Genomic DNA, 16,117 nt, shown 5'->3' on the forward strand with positions numbered 1-16,117 from the left:
TTAATGGTGCGCGATAAAGGTTGGGTAGGATTTTTGGTTAAAGCTTGAGCAATTTCCGCTATAATCCGCGCCCCTGTTTTTAGGCTGCCTCGGCACACGCTGCTTTCATGAAACTGATCGTCAAAGTCTTCCCGGAAATCACCATCAAGAGTCGGCCGGTGCGTAAGCACTTTATCCGGCAATTGGCGAAGAATATTCGTGCGGTGCTGCGTGACCTGGATCCGCAGTTGTCGGTGACCGGGGTGTGGGACAACCTGGAAGTACAGACCGCGCTCAGTGAGCCGAAAGTACTGCAGGAGATGATCGAGCGGCTGCGTTGCACGCCGGGGATCACCCACTTTTTGGCGGTCGACGAATACCCGCTGGGCGATTTCGATGACGTACTGGAGAAGTGCAAGACGCATTTCGCCGATCAGCTGCCGGGCAAGGTCTTCGCCGTGCGCTGCAAGCGTGCCGGCAAGCACAGTTTCAGCTCCATGGACGTCGAACGTTACGTGGGCAGCCAGTTGCGCCAGCAGTGTGGCGCGGCCGGCATCGACCTGAAACAGCCACAGGTCGAGGTGCGCATGGAGATCCGCGACCAGCGTCTGTTCGTCATTCATCATCAGCACAACGGCCTGGGCGGTTATCCGCTGGGCTCGCTGGAGCAGACTCTGGTGTTGATGTCCGGTGGCTTCGACTCCACCGTGGCCGCCTATCAGATGATGCGCCGCGGTCTGGTCACCCATTTCTGCTTCTTCAACCTTGGCGGTCGCGCGCACGAGCTGGGTGTGATGGAAGTCGCCCATTACCTGTGGCAGAAATTCGGTCGTTCGCAACGCGTGCTGTTTATCAGCGTGCCGTTCGAGGAAGTGCTCGGCGAGATTCTCGGCAAGGTCGACAACAGCCAGATGGGCGTGATCCTCAAGCGTATGATGTTGCGCGCCTCCACGCGCATTGCCGAACGCTTGCAGATCGACGCGCTGGTTACCGGCGAGGCGATCAGTCAGGTGTCGAGCCAGACCCTGCCGAACCTCTCGGTGATCGATTCGGCCACTGACAAGTTGGTGCTGCGGCCGCTGATCGCCAGCCACAAACAGGACATCATCGACACCGCCACGCAGATCGGCACCGCTGAGTTCGCCAAGCACATGCCGGAGTACTGCGGCGTCATCTCGATCAACCCGACCACCAAGGCCAAACCCGAGCGCATTGCCTACGAAGAATCGCACTTCGATATGGCGATCCTCGAGCGGGCCTTGGAGCGCGCGACCCAGCTGCCGATCGACAAGGTGATCGACGAGCTGGGCAAGGATGTGCAGGTCGAGGAAGTCGACGAGGCACTGGCTGGCCAGGTGATCATCGATATCCGTCACCCTGATGCCGCCGAAGACCAGCCTCTCGAGCTGGCGGGTGTCGAGGTGCAGGCTGTACCGTTTTACGCCTTGAACAGCAAGTTCAAGGAGCTGGATGAGAATCGCCAATACCTGCTGTATTGCGACAAGGGTGTGATGAGCCGTCTGCATGCCCACCACCTGCTCAGCGAGGGACATGCCAATGTGCGCGTTTATCGTCCGACATAAGACGCCGGGGTTGAATGGCGGCAGCATCCGCCATCGCCCTCCCGACCTGTAGACGGTGTAGAAGCCGCGGGCTTTTACACCGTCTGGCCGAATTCGTATTTAGTTAATATCCGCCGCGTAGACTATGCGGCAAACCGAATCCTCTGATCGAGATACACAAGTGATCGAAAAACTACGCAACATCGCCATCATCGCTCACGTCGACCATGGCAAAACTACCTTGGTTGATGCCCTTCTGCGCCAATCCGGTACCCTCGAGCGCAACGAGCTCGACACCGAACGCCTGATGGACAGCAACGACCAGGAAAAAGAGCGTGGCATCACCATTCTGGCGAAGAACACCGCCATCAACTGGAATGGCCACCACATCAACATCGTCGACACCCCCGGCCACGCCGACTTCGGCGGTGAAGTCGAGCGCGTGATGTCGATGGTTGACTCGGTGCTGCTGGTCGTCGACGCCCAAGACGGCCCGATGCCGCAAACCCGCTTCGTGACCAAGAAGGCCTTTGAAGCCGGCCTGCGTCCGATCGTGGTGGTGAACAAGGTCGATCGTCCGGGCGCACGTCCGGATTGGGTGGTCGAGCAAATTTTCGACTTGTTCGACAACCTCGGCGCTACCGAAGAGCAGCTGGACTTCCCGATCGTGTTCGCTTCGGCGATCAACGGTGTTGCCGGTCTGGAACACACCGCCATGGCGGAAGACCTGGTGCCGTTGTACCAGGCCATCGTTGACCACGTGCCTGCGCCGCAAGTCGACCGCGACGGCCCGTTCCAGATGCAGATTTCTGCACTGGACTACAACAGCTTCCTCGGCATTATCGGCGTTGGCCGTATCGCCCGTGGCCGCGTCAAGCCGAACACCCAGGTGGTCGCTATCGACGTTCACGGCAAGCGCCGTAACGGCCGTATCCTCAAACTGATGGGCCACCACGGCCTGCACCGCGTCGACGTGGATGAGGCCGCCGCTGGCGACATCGTCTGCATCAGCGGCTTCGATCAGCTGTTCATCTCCGACACCCTGTGCGATCCGCAGAACGTCGAAGCCATGACCCCGCTGTCCGTGGATGAGCCGACCGTTGCCATGACCTTCCAGGTCAACGACTCGCCGTTCTGCGGTAAGGAAGGCAAGTTCGTCACCAGCCGCAACATCAAGGAGCGTCTGGACAAGGAGCTGCTGTACAACGTGGCCCTGCGCGTCGAAGAGGGCGACAGTGCTGACAAGTTCAAGGTCTCCGGCCGTGGCGAACTGCACCTCTCGGTACTGATCGAAACCATGCGTCGCGAAGGCTTCGAGATGGGCGTCGGTCGTCCGGAAGTGATCATCAAGCTGGTCGATGGCGTCAAGCACGAACCCTATGAGAACGTCACCATCGACGTGCCGGAAGTTTCCCAGGGCGCGCTGATGGAGCAGATGGGTAACCGTAAAGGCGACCTGACCAACATGGTTCCGGATGGCAAAGGCCGTGTACGTCTCGAGTACAACATTCCGGCCCGTGGTCTGATCGGTTTCCGTAACGAGTTCCTGACGCTGACCTCCGGTGCCGGCATCATGACCAGCATCTTCGACCGTTACGACGTGATGAAGTCCGGCGACATGTCCGGCCGTCAGAACGGTGTACTGGTTTCGGTCGCCACCGGCAAGGCGCTGACCTACTCGCTGGAAACCCTGCAGGCCCGCGGCAAGTTGTTCGTCGAGCACGGCCAGGATATCTACGAAGGTCAGATCGTCGGCCTCAACAGCCGCGACAACGACCTGGGCGTGAACCCGACCAAAGGCAAGAAGCTCGACAACATGCGTGCTTCCGGTAAAGACGAAACCATTGCCCTGGTTCCGCCGGTTCGCTTCACCCTGGAACAGGCTCTGGAATTCATCCAGGACGATGAGCTGTGCGAAGTGACGCCGAAGTCGATTCGCCTGCGTAAGAAAATTCTTGGCGAAAGCGAGCGCACCCGCGCTGCCAAGAAAGGCAGCTGATAACTCGGTTGCATGACTGAAAAAGCCCCCGTCAGCGCAAGCTGGCGGGGGCTTTTTTGTTTCCGTGTTTTGTTCCTGAGCAGTCTGTGCTCGGCTTGGCTTACTTTGCCCCGGGTAGGTGCAGGCTGCGCTTGAGTCGACGCATGCCCAGCCACACCGCGGTGGCGCACAGGGGCACGGCAAGCCCGGTGGCGAGCGTGCTGCTGTCGATCAGGCCGAGGACTTTGGCCGATTCCGCCAGGTATTTGCACAGGCCTACCAGGTAGTAACTGATCGCTGCCACCGAGAGGCCTTCCACCGTTTGTTGCAGGCGCAACTGGGTGTGACTGCGCTGATCCATGGCGCGCATCAATTGCTGGTTCTGGGTTTCGATGGTCAGGTCGATGCGCGTGCGCAGCAGTTCGCTGGCGCGGTCGATGCGTCGCGCCAGGTCGTCCAGGTCCTGCTCTGCGGCTTCGCAGGTGCGCCAAGCCGGCGTCAGGCGGCGCAGGAGGAACTCGCGGAAGGTCTGCAGGCCCAGGCATTCCTGCTCGCGTAGCTCGGCCAGGCGATTGAGGATCAGTTCGTGATAGGCGCGGCTGGCGGCAAAGCGGAAGTTGTGCGCGGCGATCAGCTGTTCGACCCGCGCCGCCAGGCTGCCGAGCTCGCTGAGCAAATGGCGCTCGTCGGCCAGGTCGCGGATCTGATTGATCTGTTGTATGGACGCCGCCAGCTGTCGCTCCATGGCTTTGATCTGCGGCGAGATGGATTTGGCCTGGGGCAGGGCCAGCAGCAGCATCATGCGGTAGGTTTCCATTTCCAGCAGGGTACGTACCAGGCGCCCGGTTTGGCAGGGGTTGAGGCCACGGTTATGGATCAGTACGCGTCCGTGGCCATCGCTGTGGATGCGGTAGGCGCTCCACAAGCGGGCCTGACCATCACTGACCAGCGAGCTGATCAGGCGCTGGCCTTCGAAATGCTGGCGCAGCTCGTGGGGCGCCGGCTCATTGGCGGGGGCCGGGATGATTTCCAGTTGGTTGCTGCTGATCAGTCGGCCTGGCAGTTGCTGCAGCCAGTGTTCCGGCAGTAGTGTCAGGACGTCCTGATCGAAGGGGGCGCCCTGCGGTTGCTGGCTGATCAGGGTGTAGCTGGAGAACTCGGTATGTCGCTCCCAGCGCAGCTCGAAGCCGCCAAAGTCCTGGTAGTAGCAGGAGGAGTTGGAGCTGGGCGGCAGCACGGCGTGGCGCTCGCATAGGCGCAGCAGGTGCTGGTACTCGGCGTCAGGTTGTTGGGTGTCGGGCAGCAGCACCAATTGCGCCAGGCGGGTCGGCGTGGCCAGCACGGGAAAAGGCCGGGTATGCAACTCGTTGAACAAGGCCTCGCGTTCCGTGTGGAAGCGCAGGCCATCTAGGTTGGGCGGGGTCGCGGCGGGGTTATGCATGGGCGGCTGTCTTTATTGTTAGGCCTGATCGCTCAGTCTAACCATGGGCGCCGCCCCTTGGCATGTGTCGCATTGCCGCGACTCGAGCCCGCCTCAGGCTTTCGGTTTGTAGGCGCAATAGCCGGGGCGAGGGCCGACCTTGGGATGATTGCGGCAGGTGTCCGGGCGTTTGTCGTAGATGGTGCACAGGCGCGTTTTGCGATCGAGGTACAGGCAGTCGTTGTTGCTCATGCGGGTCAGGGTGAATACCCCTGACTTCTGGTTGAAGCGCTCGACGATGCCCTCTTTCTGCAGGCGCTTGGCGATGTTCTTCGGCGGGTCGCCACGCTCGAAATCGTCGACCACGCCGATGCGGATCAGATCGCCGATGCGCGCTTCCACCGGCAGCGTGCAGCAACTGGATATGCAGCTATGGCACATGTCGGCGGTGTACTTGGCCCAGGTATCCAGGCGGTCGATTTCGGCGGCGGCAATCAGGTTGTTTTTCATCATGACTTCAGACTCAGGGCAGAAGCGTGCTCGGCATGCGGCCGGGGATGATAGCGGCGTGAGCGAATTTGTGAACCACGTTCTGCCGGCTGGTCGTGTTTTTAGTGTCGCGCAGAGCCGATTGTGCCTGTGATGCAGGTCGCAAGCGTCTCTGTGTGAGGAGACGGCCGGCCTCAATAGTGTTGGAATGATCCGCTGCCGGGCAGGGGCGGCTGACTCGCCTCTTGGCTGATTGGGGAAACGCTGCATGCAATGGATTTTCATGCTGGTTGGGTTGCTGTTGGGAGGGTTGGTCGGCGAATCGATCAGCGCGGCGATAGTGGCCGGCCTGTTGGCCCTGAGTTTGGGGCAGGCCCTCAAGCTGCATGCGCTGCAACAGCAGAGTACGGCCCTGGCTGCGCAGTTGAAGGATTTCGCAGAGCGTTTCGAGCGTCGCACTGCGGAGATCCATGAGCGTTTGCTCAATGTGGAATCGGGTCGTCCGGACGCCGAGCCCGCAGCGCAGCGCGAGGCTGCGATGGCGGCCGAGGCCCGGCAAGCTGAGCCACCCGTGGCTGGCCCCGGCGAGGATGAGCAGCCGCTGGACTGGGCGCTGGAGACCGAGTTGCTGGCCGAACTGGATCGGCAGGCGCTCGGCGAGGCGCTGGAACCTGTCGCCAGCACGGCTGAAGCCGACCTGCCAGTCGCGGCCGCCGCGGCGCACCACGCCGACAGGCAACCGCCAGCGCCCCGCGCCCCTTCGCCGATCAAGCGGGCGATGGATGCCGCGCAGGCTTGGCTGCTGGGCGGCAACCCGGTGCTGCGGATCGGCGTGTTGCTGCTGTTCCTGGGGCTGGCCTTCCTCTTGCGTTATGCCACCGAAGGCATGGTGGTGCCGGTGGAGGTGCGCTACGCCGGGGTGGCGTCCAGTGCTATTGCCTTGCTCGGCCTGGGCTGGTGGCTGCGCCGGCGCAACCCGAGTTATGCCCTGATGTTGCAGGGTGCGGGCATCGCCGTACTGTACCTGACGGTATTCGCCGCCATGCGCCTGCATCCCTTGCTCGCGCCCGGGGTCGCGTTCGCCCTGCTGGTGGCGGTGACGCTCTGCTCGGTGATTCTCGCGGTGGCGCAGGACGCCCTGGCACTGGCGGTGGCGGCGGCCCTCGGCGCCTTCGCCGCGCCTCTGCTGACCTCCACCGGCAGCGGTAACCATGTCGCGCTGTTCTCCTATTTCGCCCTGTTGAATGCCGGCATCTTCGCCATCGCCTGGTTCAAGGCCTGGCGCCCGCTCAACCTGGTCGGCTTCGTCGGCACCTTCGGTATCGGCTGCGCCTGGGGCCTGCGTTCCTACAGCGCGGAACTGCTCTGGAGCACCGAGCCGTTCCTGCTGCTGTTCTTCCTGATGTACGTGGCCATCGGCCTGTTGTTCGCCCGGCGCAAGCTGCTCGAGGCGCAGCAGGCGCCGGCTGGCCGCGCCGAGTTGCTGCGCTGGTCGGCGCGCCAGGGCGATTATGTCGACGCCACCGTGTTGTTCGGCCCACCGCTGGTGGGCTTCGGCTTGCAATACGCGGTGGTGCAGCACCTGGCGTTCGCCGCCGCCTTCAGCGCCCTGGCTCTGGGCCTGTTCTATATCGGTCTGGCCCGACTGCTGGCCGGGCGTACCGCCGGGCGCGCGCTGCTGTTAGTGGAAACCTGCCTGGTGCTGGGCGTGGTGTTCGGCACCTTGGCGATTCCATTGGGGCTGGATGCGCGCTGGACCTCCGCCGCCTGGGCGGTGGAGGGCGCCGGTCTCTATTGGTTGGGCCTGCGTCAGCAGCGCTTGTTGGCCCGTTGCTTTGCCTTGCTATTGCAGCTGGGCGCGGCCTTGGCCTACCTCGCCGAGTTGCGCTCAGGCCAGGAGGCCCTGCTGGAGGGCGCGCCGCTGGGCGCACTGTTGCTGGGCGCGGCCCTGCTGTTCAGCTTCTGGCGCCTGCGCCAGGCTGCCGAGCAGGCGACTGCCTGGGAGCGCCGTGCGCTGCCGTGGCTGGCCTGCAGCGGTCTGGCCTTCCTTTATCTGATCGCGCCGCTGTGCTTCGCCGCCGAGGCCACGGCCATCAGTTGGGCATTGGCCGGTCTGGCGACGCTGTTGCTCGGCTTGCGCCTGCAGTCGCGCAGCTTCCTGTTCAGTGCCTTCGCGGTGCAGTTGCTCGGTGGCGCGGTGTTTTTGCTGCAGTTGCACGGCAGTTCTGCTGCTACTGGCGGCGTGTTCAGTGCCGGTTGGCGTGGTTTGTTGACGGCGACCCTGATCGGTCTGGCGCTGATCGGCGGCATGCTCCTGGCTGCGCGCGATAAGCAGGTCAGCAGTGACCGTCGCTTGATGCGCGGCCTGTCACTGGTGTTGCTGGTCGGGCTGGTGTTTATCAACCTCGCGGTGCTGTTCGTCCTGCCCTGGCAGAGCGCCAGCGCGGTGTGGGGCGGCAGCGGTCTGCTGATTATCTGGCTTAGTTTGCAGTTGCAGCAGCGCGCCAGTTTCGTCTTTGGCGTGTTGCTGCAGGTATTCGGCGGGTTGGCGTTTCTGCTTGCCGCTCCGCTGCTGTTGGCCCAGCTCGATAGCGAAGGTTTGCGCCCGCTGGCTCACGCCGGCTTCTGGACGCCTGCGGTGCTGGCGATCGCCGCGCTGATCGGTGCATGGCGGGTGCAGCGGGTCGCCGGTGGCGAGCAGGCGGCTATCCTGCCGGTGTTGAGCCTGGCGCGGTTGTCGCAGGTGTTGCTGGTGTGGGGGGCGGGCTGGTGGAGTTTGGCGCTGGTCGGCGAAATATTTCGATTCGCTGCGCCCGAGTCGCGTGCGCCGCTGTTGCTGTTGGCTATCGCCGCGAGCGTTGCATTGTCGACGTTGCTTGCTGCGCGGCTGCAGTGGCGCGCCTTGGCGCTGCTGTGCACGCTGCTGGTGCCGGCTGCGGCGCTGACCCTGCTGCTTGCCTGGCACTTGGCCTACCACCCTGCGGCGGACTTCGGCTGGCTGGGCTGGGGCGCGCTGTTCGTGGTGCACCTGGGCTCACTGCGTCGGCTCGCCGCGCTGCTGCCGGTTGGGGCGTTGAGTGCGGCACATGTGTTGGGTTGCTGGCTGATCCTCGGGGTGCTGGCGCTGGAACTGCGCTACCTGCTCTATCTAATGTCCGAGCATTACAACGCCTGGCGCTGGCTCGGCTGGGCGTTGCTGCCGAGCGCTTATCTGCTGCTGATGGCGCTGCCACGCCGGTTGCGCTGGCCATTCAGCGCCTACTCGCGCGAGTACCGGGTGCTGGCGGCGGCGCCGTTGGCGGCGTTGATGCTGGCCTGGTTCTGGCTGGCCAATATCGCCAGTGACGGCGCCGCCGAGCCCTTGCCCTACCTGCCGTTGCTCAACCCGCTGGAGCTGGGCTTGCTGATCGCGCTGTTCGGCGTGTGCCAATGGCTGCGCAGCACCTTGCCTCAGCTGGGGTTGACCGAGGCCAAGCGGCAGTATCTGCCGCAGCTGGTCGTGGGTACTGCGCTGTTCGCCTTATTCACCGCGGCGGTGTTCCGCACGGCGCACCATTGGGGCGCGGTGCCCTATCGGCTGGACGCGCTGCTCGATTCGATGCTGGTGCAGGCCGGCTTATCACTCATCTGGACCCTGATCGCCCTGACGCTGATGATCTTCGGCCACCTGCGCCGCCGCCGCGAGTTGTGGTTGGTGGGGGCGGTGCTGATCGGGGTGGTGGTGGCCAAGCTATTCTTCGTCGAGCTGGATAACCGCGGTGGTTTGGAGCGCATCGTGTCGTTTATCGGGGTCGGCGTGCTGTTGTTGATCGTCGGCTATTTCGCGCCGCTGCCGCCCCGGCAGACGGTAGCTGAAGCAGAGCCAGAACCGGAGCGGGTCAAGGCATGAAGGTGTTCTCGAACAAGGCTGGCCCGCGTCTGGCGCTGTTGGCCATGCTCGCTCTGCTGGCGACGTCGCCAGTGTGCGCGCAGGCGCTGGACGACTATGCGACCCGGGTGCCGCTGACCCTGGTCGGCGAGGGTCCCTGGTATCGTCTGGAGGTGCCGATGGCGGTGCATCTCGCCGCGCGCTATGCCGACCTGCGTGACCTGCGGGTGTTCAACGCCGAAGGGCAGGCCCTGGCCTATGCCCTGACTCGGGACGCCGCGCAGAGCCGCGAGACGCGCAGCGAGACCCCGGTCAACTGGTTTCCCTTGCGCGGTCCGGCGAGCGTCGAGCGAATGCCTGCCGTGCGGGTGCAGCGCAGCGCCACGGGCACCCTGGTCGAGCTGGCGGCGGAGGCGGCGCCGGGCGACCATGCCGAGCCGTTGCGCGGCTGGTTGCTGGATGCCAGCGCGATAGAGGGGCCGTTGCAGCAGTTGATCCTCGACTGGGACGTCGAGCGTGAAGGCTTTCAGCATTTCACTATCGAGGCCAGCGATGATCTGCAGCACTGGCGCAGTTGGGGCGGCGGACAGGTGGCCCGCCTGAGTTTTGCCGGCGAGCGCATCGACCTGCGCGATGTGGGTTTGCCGGGACAGCAGGCACGCTACTTGCGGCTGCTGTGGAGCGACCCGCAGCAGGCGCCGCTGCTGACTGCCGCGCGCCTGGTCAGCGGCCGCACTGTGCCGGCGCCGCTGGTCTGGTCGGCGCCTTTGACGCCGAGTCGGGTCGCGCCTGGCGAGTACCGCTGGGATCTACCCCTGGCCTTGCCGCTGCAGCGCCTGCGTGTCGAACTCAGCCAGAGCAATACCCTGGCGCCGGTGACGGTCTCGGGACGCAGCGACGGCAAGGTGCGCTGGCAACCCTTGGGTCGCGGGCTGCTCTACCGTCTGACCCAGGGTAGCGCGGAGGTGCTGCACGATGAACTCGAGCTGTATGGCGCTGCTGCGCAGCAGTTGCGCCTGCGGGTGGATGAACGCGGCGGAGGCCTGAGCAGTGAGGCGCCGCAGTTACGCGTCGGCCTGCGGGCCACTCAGTTGGTATTCCTCGCTCGCGGCACGCCGCCCTACGTGCTGGCCACCGGCAACCCCGCCGGCAAGGCGGCCAGCTTGCCGCTGGATACACTGATTCCTGGCTACGACGATCAACGTCTGGCCACTTTGGGAATCGCGAGCGCAGGGCAAACCCTGCCTGCCGAGGCGGCAGGCGTCGAGCGGGCGCCTAGTGAGGACTGGAAGCGTTGGGGGTTGTGGGCGGTGTTGCTCGCAGGCGTCGGCCTGCTGGTGCTGATGGCGCTGAGCTTGCTGCGCGCCAGGCCTGACGCTAGCTGACTCCGAGGACGGACGGCGGGGGGGGCCTGGGGGTATCCGGCGGCTCGGTAGCGCCGGGTTATTTCGGGTTGTCCGCTCGGTTCTGTGGCTGTGGGTCGATCTTCAGGTGGTCAGCCGATGCCTGGGTTTCAGCGATGTTCAATGAGCAAATAGTTGAATCTCGCCGCACCTGCTTCGGTTTCATTGCCGGTGTTATCCAGTGTGTAGACGCCCGCCTTGAAGTACATCGGGTACGCGGCCCAGGAGCTATCAAGCTTGTCCTGCCACTGCTTGATGGCGCCGCTGGGTTCGAGTAGGTGAACGACAAGGGTGCCGTTGGCGGCGAGGTTGATGCGGTAGGAGAAGTCCTGATTCAGTTGGACCTGCTCCGACAAGACGATTTTTCGCGAGGATGGCTGGGTTGGTGTGTTGCGGATGGCGAGCGTGACGTTGCCATAGCCGGTGCCCGGCAGGTACTGATAACCCAGCATCACCGGTGGCTGGCTGCCTTGCGTGCTGTGGATCTGGCCGAAGGCAATCAAGCCATTCGAGGGTACCTGAGTAATGCGCAACGTAGCCGTCAGGAAATTATTGGCCTGGCTGTACGTCCAGTTGCGGTGCTGGCCACTGGCATAGGTTTCACGCAGCTCTGTGCGCGGGTAGGCCGAGCCAGAGGTGGTTGTGCCATTGACGGGCGCCCAGAAAAAGATGGCTCCATTTTTCGACTGGAAGTAATGGTCCTGGTAGCCGCCTGCCAATAAGGGGGTGTCAATCGTGGCTGCCGGGACGCCAACAGGAAGGGTCAGGTTCCAGGTGCTGAGATCGAGCATGGCTAGGCTTCCAGGTAGGGGCGGTATACCGAGGGGGCAGGTAGCCTGCCGGTGGGTGATGCGATGGCGCCGCGGCGTAATTTTGTCGCCAATATTATTACGATTTTTAGGTCGTGGTCGTCCTGAATCTATCGACTGTGGTTGCGGAAGATTTTCTGTCTAGCTCCGTGTACAGATTCAATTCCCGCTGTCCGCGCCAAGGCCCGAAGTCAGCTCTTGTGGGAACCGCGTCTGTCGAGCAGGAGTAGGGAGGGCGCAGGCGAGTGTTATCTCTCTGCTGCGTTGGCCTAGAGTCTGGATATCGCCAAGGGCGGGAGTGGGCAGGAAGAGTGACACGCCTGCCACCTGAGCCCCTGAGCCTGCCGCTATGGGGCTTAGCGGTAGGCTCAGGGGCTCAGGTGGGTTTTGAGGGGGCGACCTGTGTGGCGGATCCTGTTAAGGCAGGTAGGCGGTGAGCGATTTAGGCTTGGTCGGGTGGTTTACAGGCCCTGCTCAGGCGACGCTTTAGGCTTGCCAGGGCGCAAACTATGGGCTGACTGGTTAGCGCTCCCTGATGCTGTTTTTTTGACCTGACAGTCCTTTTTGGCGGGAAAGCTCGCCTGACGCGCCGTGGCGGGACGTACTTGGATGATGCAGCCGCGCTTGTAGGTGGCGTCGAGCAACAGGCTCTGCAGCGCCAGGATATCCCCGCCGAGGATGCTCTGCGTCAGCGGCCCGAGCTGGTAGTCATTGTTGCCCAGCGTCAGCTGTTGTACGCCCTCGGTGCGAATCAGGACCTGGCCGATATTGCCCAGGGTATTGCCGATCACCACTAGTTCGCTCGGTTGCTCGCCAGGGTTCAGCACGCTGATCCCGTAGTTGGCGCTGGCGTGGATCTGGTTGCCGACGATATACGCCCGTTGCAGGTTGTCGGCATAGACGCCACTGGCGTCGCTGTTGCCGATCAGGTTGCCACTGACCAGCAGCGCGCTATCGGCAGTATCCGAGGCGACATTGCGCAGCAGGATGCCATTGCCCCTGGAGGCGCCGATCTGGTTGTCCGCGAGCACCAGGTTACCGCTTTGATCGTTGATTTCGATCCCGGCTTTTTCGGTCTGCAGCAGTGTGTTGTGCTCGACCACGCCGACACTCGAACCACGGATACGGATGCCACTCTGGTTGCGCACCTGCTGGATACGGTTATGGCTGAGGTGCAGGCGCGCGTCCTGCAGATCGATGGCGTACTGCTGCAGGTTGGTGAAGGTGCTGTGTTCGATTCGGGCCTGGACGGCCTGCAGTTCGACGCTGGAGAGCGCGTCGATCCGACTGTCGCTGATCAGTACCCGTGCCGGCTCTTGCTGCAGCGGCTGGCCGCTACTGCGCGCGCTGCTCATGCCTCGGGACAGGTGTGCGTTGTAACCGAGCTTGCGCAGGGTCGAACCTCTGATTTCAGTGGTACTGCCGGCCCAGGCCATGATGAATGGGCGGAAGGGTCGGTCGGTGACCGTGGGGCTGTCATCGTTCCAGCTCTCCAGCGTGGCATTCACCAGGCTGAGCGTGCCCAGGTTGATCAGCGCAGTCCCGCTGGGGGTGAGCAGGTACAGGTGACTGTCCTTGACCAGCAAGGCGCCGTCGGCCGCGACCATCAGCGGATAACTGAGCAGGTAACCATCTTTGTAGCGCTTGAGAATGCGTGGGTCGGCGAGGCGCTGGTGCAGTTGCTCGAGGGTGATCTGGCCTTTGCCGATGACCACGGCTTGCGGGTGGCTCGACTGATAGCCGGCAATCGCCCGAAACAGGCCATTGTTGACGAAGGGCTCGAACGGCCAACTGCCCGCTTGGGCGGAGAACATGGTTTGCAACGCGACAGTCGCGGTTGCAGAGGTGGTGCCTGTGCTCCAGTTTGGCAGGCTGCTGCGGGCCTGCTGGCGAATCCGCTCGGCTTGCACCTGCTGCTCGGCCTCGCCGCTCCAGTGCCAATCGGCGTCATTGACGGGCTGCGCGTAGCTGCTGGATATGGTTAGCAGGCTCAAGATCAAGCCCGCGGCACTGGCCGCCAGATGACGGAGGGTCTGGTGAGTCTGAGGCATCTACGGATTTTCCCTGGATGATTGGAAGTGGCTGTAGAGCGGTTTGAGATGGCCGCCAATCTGACCGTAGTTATCTACTTCGCCGTCTTGTACTGCGTAGAGCTTGCGCGCCCACACATGCTCGGGATAGCGGTTGAGGTAGGGGATCAGCCAGCTCATCTTGTGTGCACCGACCGCCTTCTGGGTCTTGCCCTGCAGTTCTTCCAGGGTTTGCGGCTGCAGCACGGCGCGGGCGGTGAAATTGGCCAGGAGTTGCAGCTTGCGGCTTTCCTCTGCGGACAGCGGGCGACCATTGAACTGCGCGGCCTCCGCCAGCAACACCAGGGGCACCATGGCGTAATTGCTGTAGTCGGCGGCCAGCTGGCTGCGGGCCACCTCGAGAGGCAGGTAGGCGTAATCGCCGCTAGTCGACAGAGTCATCTGCCTGAAGGCACGTCTCAGGTTGCTATCGGCCCAGGCCATGAAGTCATCGCGGCCGAGCAGCATGCCGGTTGCTGCAACGGCCCAGCCAGCCCAGTAATCATGGTTGTTGAAAAACTTGAAACCGGGCTGGTGGCGGGGCTGGTACTCGGCAATCACCTGTTCGCCCAGCTGTTCCAGCCAGCTTCTCTGTACGGGTGAAGGTTGCCAGGCGCGATTGCTCAGTGCCTGGGTCTTCAGCAGGGTCGAAGAAATCGCGGCCAATGCCCATTTACGCGAGGCAACGCCGGTGTTGCTGGCGTCTTTGCTGTGCAGGGCACCGGCCGTGGCCCACGCCGTGAGCCACTGATCGAGGCACGCCAGCGCGAGGCGGGCCTGCTGCGGTTTTTTTGCGCGTTGGAATTGGTTTGAAGCACTGACCAGGCCACCGATGTAGCGCTTGATCTGTTTGCCGATCTGGGTGGTTTCCTTGGACTGCTTGGCCCGCAAGGTCGACTTGCTGCTATCGCTCTGGTCATATTTGCTTTGCAGCTGCAGGTGCCCGGTATAGGCCGCTGGCGCTTTCTTCGGGCAGCTGAGCTGCCGATAGTCAGCGGCTTGGCCAACCAGCTTATTTGGCTGCGCCGCCCAGATCGACGTGGTCGCATGGGCCGGCAGTTGTGCGAGGCCGATCAGCAGCAGGGCAGCCAGAGGTTTGGCGCTCAACGACATACCTTGACCTCGAGTGTCGTGGCGCTTTCCAGAGGGGCGGTGGGCTCCATGAATACAGAGAGCAGGTTGGCGTCCTTGAATTCGGCCGCCGGGCTCAACTCCAGGTAGTACTGACCACCGCTGACGGCAGCCTGGCGGCGCATCCACACCTTGTCACGGGCGCCATTGTCGTAATAGACGATCAGGTAAAAGTCCTTGACGCTCGTGTCGCCGATCTTGATATCGAGAAAGCCGTTGAGGTTGCTGAGACTCTGCCGGTCCTGACCGGCGTTGCTGAACAGTTCGATGCGCTCGTTGACCTGCAGCGAGGGGCGTTTGAGCGAGTGGCTCGCCAACGTCTCGGCCTTGGCGCATCCGCCGTTGATCGCCGGGATCAACTGTCGGTACAGGTAGGGGCTGTCGAGGCTGTAGCTGGCGGGCAGTTCCCACACCAGCATCTTCGGCGGGGCGTCGGGGTTGTAGCTCGGCGAGAGCAGGTATTCGAGCAAGGCACCGTCCTGGCCGCCGCCGGGCAGGGCAAAGTTGAGGATGTCGACGCCCAGGTATTCCTTGAGATAACCGTCGAAGTTGTACTGGCGGGTTTCGTCTTCGCGGGCGGCGGAGTTACTGGTGCCGACCAGAATGACTTCGGGGTCGGCGTCCTCTTCGAACAAGGCGCTGGCGTCGTCCGAGTCCGGGATGGTGCGGTAATTTTTGACGAACTGATAACCGAAGGTGTTGTTGCAGATCCGCGCGAGCGCCATGTCGAGGATGCCGTTCTTCGGAATGATCACGCCAGGCTCGGTGCGATAGGCCTTGTGACTCAGTTGCGCATAGAACGGCTGTCGTTTGACTTCGTCAGCCAACACGCGGGCGGTAATCTGGGCGCCGCTGGGGGTCCAGTGCGAGTCGCGGCGGAAGAAGTAGTCGGCTTGCGGTGGTTGTTCCACCACTTGCAGCATGTCCGGCACGATCGCCCCGCCGGCGCGTAATTGCCGCTGCAGCTTGGCCAGGCTGGCGCGGGCCTTGGCATAGTCGAAGCCGTAAGCCTGTGCGGGGCGCACCTTGTCCCGGTGCATCAGGCCGCGGGTCGGCTGCACGGCGATGGCTACGTGCGTGCCCTTGGCCGCGAAGGTCGCCATCAGCCGGGCAAACTCCGGTTGCATGGCTGGGGGAATGCCGAACTCATTGACCAGGTCCACCGAGGAACGGAACAGCCAGCGGTCGTCGCCGGGTGCGATGAAGCGCATCAGCTTCATGCCGCGGCCCTGGTACTGGTCAGGGTCGGTGACCGCCGAACAGATCAGACATTCCAGGCCATCACAGCCCTCAGGCGTTTCATCGGCAACGCTCGACAAGCTGCACAGGGCGAGGGTCATGGCCAGAATTTGCTGCAGTGTTTTCTTCATGTTCGCGGGCTTATTATCCTGTTGGGCCAGGCGCCGGCT

10 protein-coding genes are annotated in these 16,117 nt (G+C 63.2%); 4 read left to right on the plus strand and 6 right to left on the minus strand.

Features of this window, described 5'->3' with window-relative positions; genetic code table 11:
* Positions 1 to 107: 107 nt before the first annotated feature.
* Positions 108 to 1,562: a tRNA uracil 4-sulfurtransferase ThiI gene (gene thiI / locus TMS3_RS04960; protein WP_025164147.1), complete on the plus strand. Its 1,455-nt coding sequence runs from the start codon at positions 108 to 110 to the stop codon at positions 1,560 to 1,562.
* Positions 1,563 to 1,722: 160 nt separating this feature from the next.
* Positions 1,723 to 3,540 carry a translational GTPase TypA gene (gene typA / locus TMS3_RS04965; RefSeq protein WP_025164148.1) on the plus strand — a complete coding sequence of 606 codons (1,818 nt, stop codon included), beginning with the start codon at positions 1,723 to 1,725 and terminating at the stop codon, positions 3,538 to 3,540.
* Positions 3,541 to 3,640: 100 nt separating this feature from the next.
* Here typA and TMS3_RS04970 read toward each other — a convergent pair whose 3' ends face one another.
* Positions 3,641 to 4,960 carry a DUF3422 family protein gene (locus tag TMS3_RS04970; protein ID WP_025164149.1) on the minus strand — a complete coding sequence of 440 codons (1,320 nt, stop codon included), beginning with the start codon at positions 4,958 to 4,960 and terminating at the stop codon, positions 3,641 to 3,643.
* 93 nt (positions 4,961 to 5,053) lie between these two features.
* Positions 5,054 to 5,452 carry a YkgJ family cysteine cluster protein gene (locus tag TMS3_RS04975; RefSeq protein WP_025164150.1) on the minus strand — a complete coding sequence of 133 codons (399 nt, stop codon included), beginning with the start codon at positions 5,450 to 5,452 and terminating at the stop codon, positions 5,054 to 5,056.
* A gap of 244 nt (positions 5,453 to 5,696) precedes the next feature.
* Between TMS3_RS04975 and TMS3_RS04980 the strand changes: the two genes are divergently transcribed.
* A complete protein-coding gene (locus tag TMS3_RS04980; protein ID WP_025164151.1) occupies positions 5,697 to 9,317 on the plus strand; it encodes a DUF2339 domain-containing protein in 3,621 nt (1,206 codons plus the stop codon).
* Positions 9,314 to 10,681 (plus strand): DUF3999 domain-containing protein, encoded by a 1,368-nt coding sequence (locus TMS3_RS04985; RefSeq protein WP_025164152.1) that lies wholly within the window; start codon positions 9,314 to 9,316, stop codon positions 10,679 to 10,681. Before TMS3_RS04980 ends, TMS3_RS04985 begins: the two co-directional genes overlap by 4 nt.
* 128 nt (positions 10,682 to 10,809) lie before the next feature.
* On the opposite strand, the gene TMS3_RS04990 is transcribed toward TMS3_RS04985, so the two are convergent.
* The 4 genes from TMS3_RS04990 to TMS3_RS05005 form a co-directional block, all read right to left on the minus strand.
* Positions 10,810 to 11,490 (minus strand): polysaccharide lyase family 7 protein, encoded by a 681-nt coding sequence (locus TMS3_RS04990; RefSeq protein WP_025164153.1) that lies wholly within the window; start codon positions 11,488 to 11,490, stop codon positions 10,810 to 10,812.
* A gap of 479 nt (positions 11,491 to 11,969) precedes the next feature.
* Positions 11,970 to 13,559 carry a right-handed parallel beta-helix repeat-containing protein gene (locus TMS3_RS04995; protein WP_025164154.1) on the minus strand — a complete coding sequence of 530 codons (1,590 nt, stop codon included), beginning with the start codon at positions 13,557 to 13,559 and terminating at the stop codon, positions 11,970 to 11,972.
* Positions 13,560 to 14,690 carry a polysaccharide lyase gene (locus TMS3_RS05000; RefSeq protein ID WP_025164155.1) on the minus strand — a complete coding sequence of 377 codons (1,131 nt, stop codon included), beginning with the start codon at positions 14,688 to 14,690 and terminating at the stop codon, positions 13,560 to 13,562.
* Positions 14,681 to 16,078, minus strand: a complete 1,398-nt coding sequence (locus tag TMS3_RS05005; protein WP_025164156.1) for an alginate O-acetyltransferase AlgX-related protein — start codon at positions 16,076 to 16,078, stop codon at positions 14,681 to 14,683. The genes TMS3_RS05000 and TMS3_RS05005 overlap by 10 nt, the downstream gene beginning before the upstream one ends.
* Positions 16,079 to 16,117 lie beyond the last annotated feature (39 nt).

The organism is Pseudomonas taeanensis MS-3, assembly GCF_000498575.2.
Classification (GTDB): domain Bacteria; phylum Pseudomonadota; class Gammaproteobacteria; order Pseudomonadales; family Pseudomonadaceae; genus Aquipseudomonas; species Aquipseudomonas taeanensis.